Here is a 13,795-nt window from a genome sequence, read left to right as displayed (position 1 = left end):
TCATCTCCCCGCCTGCGCCGCGGCGACGGGCTCGGTATGCTGGTTAGCACCCACGTGTTTGCCGCGACGGTTGTCAATGCGGTAGACGATCGTCACGGGCTGCGGGCCGGCGGGGGTGACGGTCAACTCCCTGACCATTTGGCCAGCGTCGGGCGGCAGGGTCAGCGAGGTTTCTCCCTGAGCGAGCATCTGGCCATTTTGCCTGACCTGCCAGGTCAGGCGGCAATCCTCGCAGGCTGCCCAGGTATCGTTAATCGCCCACAGGCGCACCGTCGCCGGGCTTCCCTGACGCCATCTGGCGGTCACCGGCTCGATGGACGGCAGGATCGGCTGATAGGCGCGCTGCAGGGCATAGTAACCGGCCTTCGGCTGGCGCAGATAATCTACCACCCCCCAGTTGATGGAGGGCCATGTCTCGACAAACATAAAGTGGAACAGGGCGGTCACCGGCTGATAACGCTGGCGGCGATAGCTCTCCGCCGCCAGCGCCACCAGCCGGGCCTGATATGCTTGGGTGTTTTCAATCATCTCCTGAATATTGTTGCCTCGTGGAATACCGGCAAATTTAAAGGTCTGGAAAGGCTGAAAATTATGGTACTTCCATCGCACCCAGCCGGGGTCGTCGGCAGCGGTGGTTTTCGGCCACAGCAGACGGGCCGGGATAATGGTCTTCAGGGTGGAGAGCCGGGGCAGCGCCTGGGCGCCAAACTCGGTAATAATCCCGGTTTTCGCCGGGGCGAGCAGGTCGCGCAGGGTGCCGAAATACCAGCCTGCCCAGTAGTGCTCTTCGACAGCGGAAAAGCGATGCACGATGCGGGAGGTATCTTCCGCAAGCGCATCGCCCACCCGCTGCGTCAGGGTCTGATTTAAGGTTTTACGCCAGTCGGGGAAGCGTTTTTCCATCCACGGCGAGTTCCACGGCGGCTCGTTGTGGCCGCCCCAGACAATAATCGCCGGCGAATTGCCGAACTGGTCCATCATCGTCTGGGTCTGGCGCACAGCGTTCTCGGCGAAGGCGGCGCTGTCATCGTAACCCCATTGCAGGGGGACATCCTGCCAGATCATCAGTCCCATCTCATCAGCCACCTCATACAGCGCGCGGCCCGCCACGTGGCCGTGAACGCGGATGGCGTTGGCGTTCATCGCCGTGACAAGCCTGAAATCCCGACGGTACTTTTTCCGCGTCATGGTGCTTAGCCATGGGGAGCCAATATAGTTGCTGCCCTTAATGAACAGCCGTCTGTCGTTGATGCGCCAGCCCTGATTGTCCGCCAGCGCTTCCACCTTACGTAATCCGGTGCGGGTGACGGCGGTATCCATCATCCCCCGGTCATCCGTTAGGGTGGCGCGCACCCGGTAGAGGTTCGGCTTGCCTGCGCCCATGGGCCACCAGAGCTTCGCGGACGGCATGGGCAGCGAGACGTGCAGGACGCCTGCGGTTTTCTCCAGAGTGACCGCGAAGGCCTGGTGAAAACGTGGGCCGGAAAAATTGTCCGGGGTAGCCGTCAGGCGTAGCGTGACGGGGCCGGGCGTCACAGCCCGATAGCGGATTTCGGCACGCAGCATGGGCTGCTCCAGCCCCTGTTGCCAGTCCGGGCGCAGGATCACCTCGTCGATGGTGACGCCGCGGCTCAGATGGAGCCTCACCGGCGCCCAGATCCCCCCGGAGTTGGCATCCTGCCCCTGAACCGACCAGGCGCCGCCCGGACGGGTATCGTGCTGATTGAGGATCCCTTTCATCAGCGTCTTGTGCAGTGGCCAGATCTTTTGCGGGTCTTCATAGGGGCTGTCGACCCGCACGGCGAGCTGATTATGGCGGCGAACGGCCCCGGTGATGTCCACCGGGAAGCGCTGAAAATAGCCTTCGTGCCGGGTCAGCGTCTTGCCGTTGAGCGCCACCTCGGCAAAGTAATCGACGCCGTCAAACACCAGCGTAGCCATGGCGTCCGGCGTCAGGCCATGCAGGGTAAATTGATGGCGATACCACAGGGCGCCCTGATGATCGTATCCGGCGCTGTACCAGTTTGCCGGTACCCGCAGCGTGCGCCAGTCGCCGTCCGAAGCCTGCGCGCCGGCGAAGGCGCTGTCGTTGGCGTCATGCACCCGCCATTGTCCGGCCAGTGACCAGGTCACCGGCGCAGAACCGGCGTGCGCCAGCGGCAGACAAACCACCAGCAGCAGAAGGCGTCTATGGAGCACGGGGAACCTCCTGCGATCTGCGATGTAGCCACCGGTGGCAGCCTGTGGTTGCCTCGGCCAGCGCGTCGCGCAGGTCATCTGGGACGGTCCGGTCGGGCGACGTCGCCTGGCTCTCCAGCTGCTGGAGCACCCCGGCAAGGCGTTGAAAGCCGAGGGTGACCGCCTCGCCGCGCAGCTTGTGGGCGGTACGGCGCAGCGTCTCCCGGTCATTGGCGTCAATGGCGTGGGTAAGGGCCGACGTTGCGGCGTCAAGCCCTTCAGCGAAGAGTCCCAGCAGCTCCTCGACCAGCTCAGGATCGTCGGCGCACTGTTTTAGCAGGTGGGCCTCGTCCGGCAGGCCTTTCTCTTCCTCCAAACCGCTATCTTCCGCTGCGCCGACGCGGGCGATGGCTTCCCGTAGCGCCTCAAGACTCACTGGTTTGGCGATATAGCCGTCGAAGCCCATCGCCAGACAGCGCTCTCTATCGCCCTGCATGGCATGGGCGGTCATGGCCATCGCGGGCTGATGTTGCCTGCCCAGCGCCGGCGTCTCTTCGCGCAGCAGACGGATGGCGGTTTCACCGTCCATCTCCGGCATTTGCAGATCGATCAGCAGGAGATCCCAGCAGGCTGCGCGCCAGCGCTCCAGCGCCTCCCGGCCGTTGCTCACCACCTCGCAGCGGTGACCCAACTGCTCCAGCAGCCGTCTGGCGACCTTTTGATTAACCAGGTTGTCCTCAGCCAGCAGGATATGCAGCCCGGTCTGGTCCCTGACCGGTTCCGCAACGGGGGCTGGCGCTGTCGCCACCACCGGCGTGGGAAGGAGAATACCGGCGATAACCTGATGCAGTTCGCGCTGCGCCACCGGTTTATGCAGATAGTGGGCGATACCGATGCGCTTAAGCATATTGGCGTCAAAATGGCGGCTCATGGAGCTGAGCATAATAATCTGGCTTTGCCGGGCTTCAGGCAGGGCGGAAAGCTCCAGCGCCAGGGATACGCCGTCCATATCCGGCATCTGTGCATCCAGCAGGATCAGCGGCCAGGGCGGCCCTTCGGCGGCCCGACGTAACGCCTCGCTGGCGTTGTCCACGCAGATCGGTATCAGTCCCATCTGGCGAAGCATGGTGTCGAGCAGGCGCAGGTTGGTGCTGTTGTCGTCAACCACCAGCACCCGCTCATTGTTGAAGCGGCCCGGCGGGGCGTTAGCGGAGACGGCGGCGTGCAGACCTGCCAGCGGCAGGGTGAAGGCAAATTCACTGCCCGTCCCGGGCTGGCTCTCCACCGTCAGCTCACCGCCCATCAGGCTGACCAGGCGGGCCGAAATGGTTAATCCCAGCCCGGTGCCGCCGTAGCGGCGGGTGGTGGAGCTATCGGCCTGGCTGAAGGCTTCGAAGATTGCCTTTTGCTTTTCCGGGGCGATGCCAATCCCGGTATCGCGAATGCGAAAGCGCCAGCGGCTTTCGTCGTCGGCCGGCGCTATTGCCAGCAGAACTTCCCCCTGATGAGTGAACTTCAGCGCATTACCCAACAGGTTAGTCAGGATTTGCCGCAGCCGGGGGCCATCGACGATCAGCACCTCCGGTACCGCAGGGTAGATATCCACCAGCAGCTCAATACCCTTTTCGCTGGCGGCGGGCATATGCGGGCGGATCAGCGACTGGATAAAGGGGCGGATCTCCAGCGGCTCTTCGTCCACCTGCATCTTGCCCGACTCAATGCGTGAGAAATCAAGAATGTCGTTAATAATGTGCAGCAGCGACTGGGCTGAACTCATCACCAGCGAAAGGTACTCCCGCTGCTCCGCGGTCAGCGGCGTGTCGAGGCACAGCTGCGTCATGCCGAGAATGCCGTTCATCGGGGTGCGGATTTCGTGGCTCATATTGGCGAGGAAGGCGCTTTTCGCTTCGTTCGCCTCGCGGGCCTCCTTCGCCGCCTCAATGGCCAGCAGCTCTGCGGCTTTGCGCCGGGTAATATCCTGCAACGTGCCGATCACCCGCTCTGCCTGCTGCTGCATATTGAGGGTGACAATCTGCCCGGAGAGCAGCATCCAGCGCCAGCCCTGCGTCGGGTGCTGGACGCGAAGTTCACATTCAAAAACCGGCATATGCTCGTTTTGCGAGGCGATCATCGCCTGCTGCAGGGTAGCGCGATCGTCCTCGTGGACCAGATTGAGCATAAAACGCAGCGGATAGCGCCACTGTGCCCGCGACTGGCCGACCATCGCCAGCAGGGTGTCATTCACCTGCAGGTTGTCGTGGGAGACCTGCCAGTCCCAGATGCCGATCTGGATCGACTCCGCAGTGAATAAAAAATCGTCGTGAAGCTGGTGACGTGCGCGTCGGGCCTCGTCAAGCTCGGTGATGTCGGTATGCAGACTGACAATTCCACCATCCGCCAGCCGCTGATGCTGAACGTAAATCCGGCGGTTGCCCGACTGGCGGACTTCGCAATGGTTCGCCTGGCGGCAGTTGCGGATAATCGTCTCGCGTAGCGTCTGTTGCCGGCCAGGGTCAATGTTATAACCGGCATCGATAAACTTCTCCGCCAGGCTCTCAAGAGAAGCGCCGACGGCGAGCCAGGGCGCGATCGTTGGATAAAACAGCGCCACCTTATCATTCCAGGCCTGCAGTCGTTCGCGCTCATCGTAGATCATCACCGCCGAAGGCAGGACGTTGAGGTCGGCACGGTTAGCGGCATGCATGATCAGTGACCTGCGGTCTGATAGTGGAGCTCCGCCTGGCGGCGCAGATACTCAAGCCCGGGGGCGATCGCCATTGCCCATGCAGTGAGGATCTCTTCATCGCACAGCGGATCGCTGGCGCGGACGGTTTTGAGCATGGCTTCTCGCCACAGCGCAAAAAAACGCGGCGGCAGGCGCAGGCCTTCCTCGCTCTGCGCCCGCGCCAGCCGTTCCAGAAAATCGGGTACGAAGAGGTCGCCGTTGACCGCCAGCATGGCGAAAAAGCTTTTAAAGATCATCTGCTGGCCTGCCTCGCCGGAGCGTTGGGAGAAGTGCTGCTCGGTTTCCGGTGACATATGGATAAAGGTGCTGTAGAAGGCCTGGAAGAAGCGCTGTTTGTCGCGCTCCGGTACGACGCGATTCAGGCTGGCTTCAAAGAGATCGCGATAAAACTTCATGGTGCGCTCCTCATGACCCGTTCGCCCGGCAGGCAGCGGCGGGGCGGGTTAAATTCGTCCGTCGCGCGGCGGGCAAAGTAGCTGTTGTCATCCGCGAGGCCGTTTTTGAACAACGGCCCGGCGTTGTGTTTGTAAAACAGCGCCTCCAGCACCATGGCGTTAGTGGAGAGGGTGAGGGTGGCGTTGACGTCGCCGGTGGCCTCGACCCGCCCTTCAAACCAGCCGCGCTGCGGGTCGTTAAGATGGGTAGTGACCGCCATCAGCGCATCGGTATACTCGGTTTCCCACAGCGTCCACAGGACAAAGACCGCCTTGGTGGTCACCTGCGCCAGCCGGGGGTAGTACTTCCCGTCGTCCCCGAGCGTATTCCAGGCGTAGCCATTCCCCCAGACGGTATCTTCCACGTGCCAGGGCGCCTGGGTAAGCGAAAAATCGGCCCGGGCGGTTAGCACTTTATCCTGTGTCCAGCGCGTTTTCTGGCTGAGCCATATCCCTTCCGCCCGTTCGCGCATGGCTTTTTGTACCTCTTCCGGCACGCCGGGCGGCTGCCAGCCGAACTCCAGTCCCGGTAGCATGGCGGGCAGAGTGGAGAGCGCCACGGGTTGCCAGGTGGTTCGCGGGTCGCGGTCGTCAACGGCGAGGCGACGCTGATACATAATCACATGGCGCGTCGGGGGAGAGAAGGCCTTGCCGGCCGGGAACCCCCACAGGCGAAACGCGCTGGCGGCGTATTCACTGTCTCCCAGCCGAAGCTCCTCGCGGATCGTCCGCTGGCCGTTCTGCAGTGAGGCGGACCACAGCTCTCCGTCTTTATCGATAACCGGACAGAAGTTCCAGCGCAGGATAATTTTATCAATGTATTCACCATACTGCGGCGCGCGTTCGGCGGTGAGCCGCAGGGCGAGCATCAGTCGGGCCATATCTTTTGCTGACCAGCCGCTGGCCGCCGGTTTGCCGCTGAAGTCGACAGGGGTCGCCGTCTGAGTGGAGTATAGCCTGCCCGGCGAACCGCCGTCGGTCAGCGTCAGGCGATTGAGGGTGCCGAGCAGGGGCGTCAGGCGGGCGTCGAATTCCGCTTCCTTTACCAACCCCAGCTCTCTGGCGGCGAGCAGGGCGATAAGGGTGTCGCCCATCTGCCATAGCGTTGCGCGGGGCTGTTTGTCGCTGCCGTTGACCAGGCCGGTTTGCGGCTGGGTATTGTTCTCGACGTACCGCCAGGCGATCTGCGCCCACGAGCGCTCCTGCGGCGTCAGGCTGCTGATGCGGGCAGTGGTGTGCCAGCCGCCTTTGGTCAGCCAGCGCCACCCCGCGCCTTCGCGATAAAACAGCGCCAGGGCGATAAGAAAAAGGACGACGGCGATGGCCAGCCAGCGGGCTATGGTTTTAAGCATTGCGCGGTCACCGGCGGAAGTTTAACGGGCTCGTCAGCCTTGCAGGCGGCACACTGGCAGGCCTGGCAGGCGGGTTTGGTGCGCTGCGTGGTCCCGGTCTGCTCGCACCATGTTTTGACGGCGGGGGTGTTGCTCAGGAACGGGCGATTGCGCGGGCCGTTATTGGGTTCAAAGAGATCCACCAGCTTCTTGTCCCACAGCGACGGGGCGAAATCGCGGTTTTTCGGGTTGTCGCTGGAAAACTGCAGCAGTTTTCCCTCCTTTTTAAATAGCAGTGCTTCCAGCATGATGCCGTTGTTGTTGGCGGTAAACTCATTGATTGGCCCGTCGCCGTTCTCATACAACCCCTCGTAATAGCCTTTTCCCGCTTCGTTCGCGTTTTCAATGGCGTCCAGCAGACGATCGGTATAGGGCGAGTTCCACAGCACCCACATCCCCATCGCCGCTTTGAGCGACACGGCGGCGCTATTCGGTACGAACTGGCCTTTGTCGGTTATGGTGTTCCAGTTAAACCCGTCGCTGAACACGGTGTCATAGACAAAGTACGGGGATTTATCGAGCTGATGCTCGGAGCGGGCGGTGAGGATCCCGGTGATGGCGTAGCGATTCTCCTGGGCCTGGTAGACCCGGTCAGCGAAGTTTTTCATCCAGGGATGGGAGTACTCGCGCGGGCTGTTGTTCCGGTCACCAGGGTTATCAAAGCCAAACTCCATGCCATACAGCACGTAGGATTCACTGACCACATAGTTATGCTGGCTGGTTTGCCGTGGGTCGCGCGAATCATAGGGGACCAGCACGCAGTAAATCTCCGCCAGCTCGTAGGGCTGCGGCCGGCTGGCCTGACAGGTGTTAAATCCCCACAGCTGAAAGCCCGCCGCGCCGTACTCCTCGTATCCCAGACGGCCTTCCTGAACGTATTTGGGCTGGCCGTTTTCCAGATACGCCCCGTACAGCGTGCCGCAGGGATCGACCACATGGCTAAAATCCCACCCCAGCACCACATTATCGATGCTGTTGCTGTATTCCGGATAGCGCTCCTTGATCACCTTCAGCCAGATCAGCATTCTGCCGATATCCAGCGCCGAATAGCCGATTTCACCCGGCTTGTTCTGGTAGTTAACCTTTTGTCCGCTTATCGTGTTATAGGCTTTGTTGGGTAGTTCGTTACGGAATAAATCGAGCTTATTCAACGTGGCGAGAAACTTCAGCATCCGACGGTCGAACTCCGCCTTATCAATAATCCCCAACTCACGGGCCGCGGTCATGGCGGCCAGATAGGAGGCGCTGTCCCACATGGTGGTCGAGGGGTATTTGTTTACCGCATTGACCAGCCCGGTGGTGGGCTGAAAGTTGGCGACGAAATATTGCCAGGCATTTTTGGCGATAGTCATCTCCCTCGGCGTCAGCTCCCCGCTACGCGGGGCGTATTCCGCAGCCGGCAGACCGGTCGCGGCCTGCGCGCCGGAGAGTGAGAGCCACAGCGCCATGAGTCCGGCCAGCAGAGGAAAACGGGAAAAATAGGTCAGCTTCATGGCGTTGCTCCTGCTGAGGACGAGGGTAGAGGGGTAGGGCTCAGGCAGGCCAGACACAGCATCTGCCCCCGGGAAATGTAGGCCAGGCTTTCCAGCACGATCGCGTTGGTATCGCCGTCAACAACGTCGTTGACGCTGCGGTTGAGATTTAACCCACGCTGCCAGCCCTTGCCCGGGACCTGCAGCGTCTGGACCTGCTGGCGAAGCGCTTCGCTCCAGCTATTGCGGAACAGGGCGTACCAGGCAAAGGCGGTGCGGGTAGAGGTGATCGCCGTTTGCTCCGGGGTGGCACTGCGCGGGGCGAAGGCGCTCTGCGGCTGCCGGTCCGCCAGCGCGCTGGCATAATCCGGCGCGGGCTCGGCGTAGTCGGTGCTGATCGGCGGCTTGCTGACCCTCAGGCTATGACGGCGCTGCTGGATTTGCATGATGCGCCAGGCGATCTCCGCACTCTGCGCGTCAAAGCCCAGCTCAAGCCCGGTGAGCAGGTACGGCAGGCTGATCAGCGAAGGTTGCCGCCCCCAGGGCGTGCGCAGCCCCTCGTCGGGCACCATGATGCCGTCGATATCGATCATCTGCTGCCCCTGCGGCGGGTTGGTCACCGCCAGCCCCGCCGCGCTGTCGATCAACCGCAGCGTATGGCTGGCGTACAGCCGGTAGCCAAAGCTGTCCCGCGGTTCATCCGCCGCCAGCGCCCAGTGGTGCAGCGGCGCCGCGGCCTGGCTGGCGGGGCTGTTGCTGATGAGCGCGCCGACCCGCCACTGATTAAACAGATCCCGCACCGCGGCGGCGTGCTGAGGATAGCGCCAGAGCAGGGTTTGCAGGGCGGTGAGCAGGCGTCCCATACCGATGGCGGAGGAGTCCGGGTTGCCGAGGATCTGCAGCGTGTCGGCATGGTACTGAGCGGCGGGCAATCCCTGGGCGTTGAGGGGCAGTTGACCGAGGGTAAACAGGGCGGCGGCAATGCGCTCATCACCTTCGGCGGCGGTCACAATATGCAGCTGCTCTGCGGCGACCACGGCGAAAAGATAGCTGCCGACGCTCCACAGGCTGAGCCAGGGTTCGCCATCGTGCGCGTTGGCCAGGCCGTTTGGCTGGGTATTGTTGACATAATACTGCCAGGCCACCCGAGCCCAGATCGCCTCGTCAAAGGTCAGCTCGCGCGGGGGAGGGAGCGGCGGAAAATCCTGGCTCAACGTCATCCCGCCGCTGCTCTCGACGCGCGCGGGCATTTGTTTTTCCACCCACACGACAATCGCAAAACCCAGCAGGAAGCCAATGAGGATAGTGAGATAGCTGCGCGCGGATAGCAGGGCGTCGCGGATCCTCATCGGCTCGCCTCCTGCTCTTCGGGGGGCGTCCACATGGCGGCGAAGATCAGTGGCAGCATGGCGGCAATATTCACCGCGCCCCAGAAAATGTTGATGACGTACCCGGAGGGGTCGTCAACCTGACCGCGCGCCACCTGAATACCGCCCCATATCAGCCCCGTCAGGGTGAGCAAAACGATGGCAATTTGCGGCTTGACGAGATAGAGAAAACGGCCCGTCTGTCGCTCTTTCGGCGTAACGTGAAATTTGATCTGCTCCCCGCGCAAAACGGTGTCCAGCGCCCGCAGATTCATCGAGAAAAAGGAGAGGTAAGAGGCCCGGCCGTCCCAGGCAGAAATGCCCCAGGTGCCGAACATAAAGGCCAGTTCGGAGACAATAAAAAAGGGTAAAAAGTGCAGATAGAAAGGGGTAGACCACGCCGACACCGGCGGAATGCCGGTGAAGAGATAGATAACAGGCGAGATCAGGAATACGGTGTTCCACACGCAGGCCAGATACGACCAGAAGGTGGTCGCGTACATCAGCGTTTGCGGCAGCGAGAGTTTAAAGCGGCGTCGGTTGAAGATGTTGTCATGGAACAGGATATCCAGCGATCCGGCGGCGTACTTAAAGCGCTGGATCATCCACGTCAGCATATCCTGCGGAGAGAGCATTTTCGACTCAATCCGCGGGTGCATTACCGAGCGCCAGCGGCGGGCAGCGTCGCCGTGCAGCAGGATGGAGGTATAAATATCTTCCGAGACGTGGAACTTATAGGGCGTCAGTTCAGTATCGAAGGCAACGTGGGGGCGCATGGCGTCCTGCAGCGCTTCCCGCGTTGCCGGGTCACGAATATCCCGCGTATGACGCGCGATTTCGGCGTCAACGCTCCAGACGTAGCTGCGCAGCGCCGCCTGCATCACCGCTTCCCGTCGGTGAACGGAGGCGGCGCCACAGCAGAACGCGGCGTTAGCCCAGTTGCGGCGCCGTAAAATCACGTCGTAAAACATGCGCGGATCGTTGAAAAAAGGATCGCGACCAATGGTCACCGGACCGACGATTTTCTGCGCCAGCCAGCCCACGCCATAGCCTGCACCGCCTGCTTTACGCCGCAGCCAGCTCGCCAGATCCTCTCCTTCCGGGAGATCGAAAAACCATTGTGGGGTCTGCACCCAGGCGACGTCCGGATCGCGAAAATAGCCGAGCGTGTGGCTCAGCAGGGTCGGGAAAACGCGGGTATCGGCATCACAGATGATCAGAAAGTCGCCATCGGTATGTTCCAGCCCGTTGCGCAGGTTACCGGCCTTGTAGCCGATATTGCTCTGACGGGTGATATAGTTCGCCCCCTCCTGCTCGCAGACCGCCTTCATCTCCGGGCGACGCCCGTCGTCAAGGACATGCACTTTATAATCGAGCGGACCAGGATAGGTCATCTGCATGGCGTCACGGATCGACAGCCTGACCAGCTCCACGTCTTCGGAATAGGTGGCGATAAACAGATCGACTTTAATCGGCCTCGACTCCACCGCTTCATCCGCGCGCAGACAGTCGTTGATCTCCGTCGGGGGGACCCCTGGCGGAGGATCTTTTTCCTGCCATAAATTAATGGTGAACAGAACTGTGCCAATCCACGCCAGGGTTTCCGCCAGCACCAGAGGGATCGCATACCACAGGGCGTCAGTGTTTAAGGACGCGGTCCAGCGCCAGTAAATATAATTGGCACCAAGCACCAGGGCGGCCACAGCTAATACCTGCCAAATCATTCTCACCCAGCGCGGGGTGCTGAGCGGTTCAGGCGGTCGGCGATGTTCAAAACGGGAAAAATAAAAATCCATAGCAAGGATATCCTGATTCCGCGCTGGGTTTGAATGACAGGTCTGTTATCGATTGGGGGCGTTCTGCAGAACGCACAGGGGCTTATAAATAACAGTAAAGTGAGTGTAGATGGTGGCGCAAAAATTTCAACAGCGCGAAATGATAGTCACCGGGATGACTTAACATAGTGTGATACACGCCGGCGGAATTTATAAAACGAACATTGCAAGATAGCCCATTCTACACTATCTAAATAATTTGTAATAAATGTTGCAGGGTAGACGGCAGGATCCCTAATGAGCCAGGTTGCTTCAGCGATTTCGCAAAAAGAAACTCATAAATCAATGCCCTGGCGATACTCTCTGACCGGGGATCGCGACCTGCGTATCGACTTTATGCGCGGTATTGCTCTTGTGATGATGGTGGTGGCGCATACCGAAGTGATGTCGATATTTAATATTTTCAGCTGGGAACGATTTGGTTTGACCACCGGTGCCGAGGGCTTTGTGATCCTGTCCGGCTTCATGTTAGGGATGCTAAATCGTGTCAGATTACAAAAGGCAGTATTACTGACGGTGAGCTGGGGGCTTTATCTTCGCGCATGGAAAATATATCAGGTTAATATTATTATTATTGTCTCTTTTCTTTTGCTGAGATATTTGCCTTATCTTAATGTCTATGAAGTCACTCATTTTACCGACCGCTTTTCCGGGACCAGTTGGTCGCTCTATCCGCTAACCCCGCAAATAAAAGAGACGTGGTTTAACATTATCCTCTATCTGCAGATTGGCCCGCATCAGACGCAGATCCTCGGACTCTATATTTTTTTGTTATTGCTCAGCCCGCTGTTTCTGGGAATGCTGCAAAAGGGTCACGTCTACCCCTTACTGGGCGCCTCGCTGCTGATATACGGCTGCTGGCAACGCTGGCCGATACGGGTCACGCCCTGCGAATTTGAATTCGCCTTTCCCCTGCTGGCCTGGCAATTTATCTTTGTGCTGGGCATGTGCTGCGGCTGGTACAAAGCGGAACTGATCTCTTTCGCCCGCACGCCGCCCGGCAAAGTCGCCGTGGCGGCGCTGGTGTTCATCGCGCTTATCCTTGCGTTTGTCGCCCAGAACCATACCAATCCTTTTATGCCGCCCGCGCTGCTGATGCACGTAATCCCGCCGGCGGATTTTAACGCCTTTTACCATACCTGGGCGGCGAAAAACGGCCTCGGTCCGGTACGGATCCTCAATGATATCAGTCTGATGGTCACCATTTATCTGCTATTGACCTGGTGCTGGCGCCCCCTTAACCGGCTGGCAGGCTGGTTCCTGATCCCGCTCGGGCAGCGTTCGCTCTACACCTTTATTTTGCATGTTTACATCGTGCTCGCCGTAAGCCAGCTGGTTACCTTCGATCTGTGGCGCCAGGCGTGGATAGAGAACACCTTGATTCATGCCGCCGCGCTGGGCGTACTGTGGCTGATGGCCAAATACCGCGTCGCCGCACGCTGGATACCTAACTAAGGAAGGGCAAATGCGGGAGAAATATATGCTGGCCTGCGCGCTATGGTGCGCCATCGCAGGTGCGGAAGGCGCAGAGAAGAACGACGCACAACCGCTGCGTGATAAAAATGGTGAACCGGTGCAGGCCGGCGTGTTTACCAGCCGCTGGGGACGGCTTTTTTCCGGGAATGACAAGGTGTTTTCGGGAGCGCTGAGCTTTAGTTCGGGTTTAAAAGAGCAGTGGATGACCGTCCCCAACAGCTCAGACAGCGCAGAACAGAAGAAAAAATATAATCAGACTCTGAATCTTAGCCTGCAATACTCGCCCTACAGCTTCTGGTTCGCCAACGTGACATCCCGTTTACCGGTGACTGACACCAGCCGCTATACCGCCGATTTTCGCTATAGTTTTGGCTACGACGACTGGCATGCCAACACCTTCAGCCTGGTTTACAGTAACTATGGCGATAACCACTTCTGGACCTCGGGCAGCAAGCGTCACACCTATTTTGAGCAGGGGGCGATTACCCTGGCGTATAAATTTTCGCTGCCGAAGCCCATGGAGCATGCGCTGTTGATTAACAAAGGCGACGCCATTATCTGCCAGGCAGGCTACAGCTGGGTGCCGCGTTATTACGATCTGGAGAGTAACGATATCCGCAAAAACAAAAATGTGCTGCTTGGGGGGTGTGGATATACCTTTAAACAACATTTTTTTGTGCGCGCCACCGCGTTCTGGTATCCGGACAGTAGTCAGCAGCAGCCGTGGAATGGCGATTATAGTTACAGTTTTGGCTACGCGGGCTATACGCCGGGATCGTTCTCTGTGCAGTATGCCAACTATGCCGGTACCCGCTACCCGGGGCATGACAGCGGCAGCGGCAAGTTTCGTGAAGGCACGATCAGCCTTACCTGGTTCTTGCCGATTTAGGAGGCGC

9 protein-coding genes are annotated in these 13,795 nt (G+C 59.9%); 2 read left to right on the top strand and 7 right to left on the bottom strand.

Annotated elements, in window-relative coordinates:
- From IB144_RS14930 to IB144_RS14900, 7 genes are read right to left on the bottom strand one after another with little or no spacing between them, the layout of a single operon-like run.
- Complete coding sequence (locus tag IB144_RS14930; protein ID WP_149358953.1) at positions 1 to 2,199, bottom strand: glycoside hydrolase family 2 TIM barrel-domain containing protein; 2,199 nt, start codon at positions 2,197 to 2,199, stop codon at positions 1 to 3.
- Complete coding sequence (locus tag IB144_RS14925; RefSeq protein WP_046654337.1) at positions 2,189 to 4,882, bottom strand: response regulator; 2,694 nt, start codon at positions 4,880 to 4,882, stop codon at positions 2,189 to 2,191. Before IB144_RS14925 ends, IB144_RS14930 begins: the two co-directional genes overlap by 11 nt.
- 2 nt (positions 4,883 to 4,884) lie before the next feature.
- Entirely contained in the window at positions 4,885 to 5,319 is a 435-nt protein-coding gene (locus IB144_RS14920; protein ID WP_019705453.1) for a globin, read from the bottom strand.
- The gene (locus IB144_RS14915; RefSeq protein WP_020324883.1) at positions 5,316 to 6,710 is read right to left on the bottom strand and encodes a DUF3131 domain-containing protein; all 1,395 of its coding nucleotides are present in this window, start codon (positions 6,708 to 6,710) and stop codon (positions 5,316 to 5,318) included. The genes IB144_RS14920 and IB144_RS14915 overlap by 4 nt, the downstream gene beginning before the upstream one ends.
- A complete protein-coding gene (locus IB144_RS14910; protein ID WP_004183756.1) occupies positions 6,695 to 8,242 on the bottom strand; it encodes a DUF3131 domain-containing protein in 1,548 nt (515 codons plus the stop codon). Before IB144_RS14910 ends, IB144_RS14915 begins: the two co-directional genes overlap by 16 nt.
- On the bottom strand, positions 8,239 to 9,570 hold the full coding sequence (locus IB144_RS14905) for a DUF3131 domain-containing protein (RefSeq protein ID WP_004183757.1): 1,332 nt from the start codon (positions 9,568 to 9,570) through the stop codon (positions 8,239 to 8,241). The genes IB144_RS14910 and IB144_RS14905 overlap by 4 nt, the downstream gene beginning before the upstream one ends.
- The gene (locus tag IB144_RS14900; RefSeq protein WP_019704221.1) at positions 9,567 to 11,384 is read right to left on the bottom strand and encodes a cellulose synthase catalytic subunit; all 1,818 of its coding nucleotides are present in this window, start codon (positions 11,382 to 11,384) and stop codon (positions 9,567 to 9,569) included. Before IB144_RS14900 ends, IB144_RS14905 begins: the two co-directional genes overlap by 4 nt.
- Before the next feature lie 276 nt (positions 11,385 to 11,660).
- Here IB144_RS14900 and opgC point away from each other — a divergent pair, with 276 nt between their 5' ends.
- Positions 11,661 to 12,878 carry an OpgC domain-containing protein gene (gene opgC / locus IB144_RS14895; RefSeq protein WP_020324891.1) on the top strand — a complete coding sequence of 406 codons (1,218 nt, stop codon included), beginning with the start codon at positions 11,661 to 11,663 and terminating at the stop codon, positions 12,876 to 12,878.
- A 10-nt stretch (positions 12,879 to 12,888) separates the two neighbouring features.
- Positions 12,889 to 13,788 (top strand): hypothetical protein, encoded by a 900-nt coding sequence (locus tag IB144_RS14890; protein WP_020324874.1) that lies wholly within the window; start codon positions 12,889 to 12,891, stop codon positions 13,786 to 13,788.
- Positions 13,789 to 13,795 lie beyond the last annotated feature (7 nt).

Source organism: Klebsiella sp. K4 (assembly GCF_014596785.2).
GTDB lineage: Bacteria > Pseudomonadota > Gammaproteobacteria > Enterobacterales > Enterobacteriaceae > Klebsiella > Klebsiella pneumoniae.
Note: the sequence above shows the minus strand (reverse complement) of the source record. Positions and strands in the feature narration are given on the sequence as shown.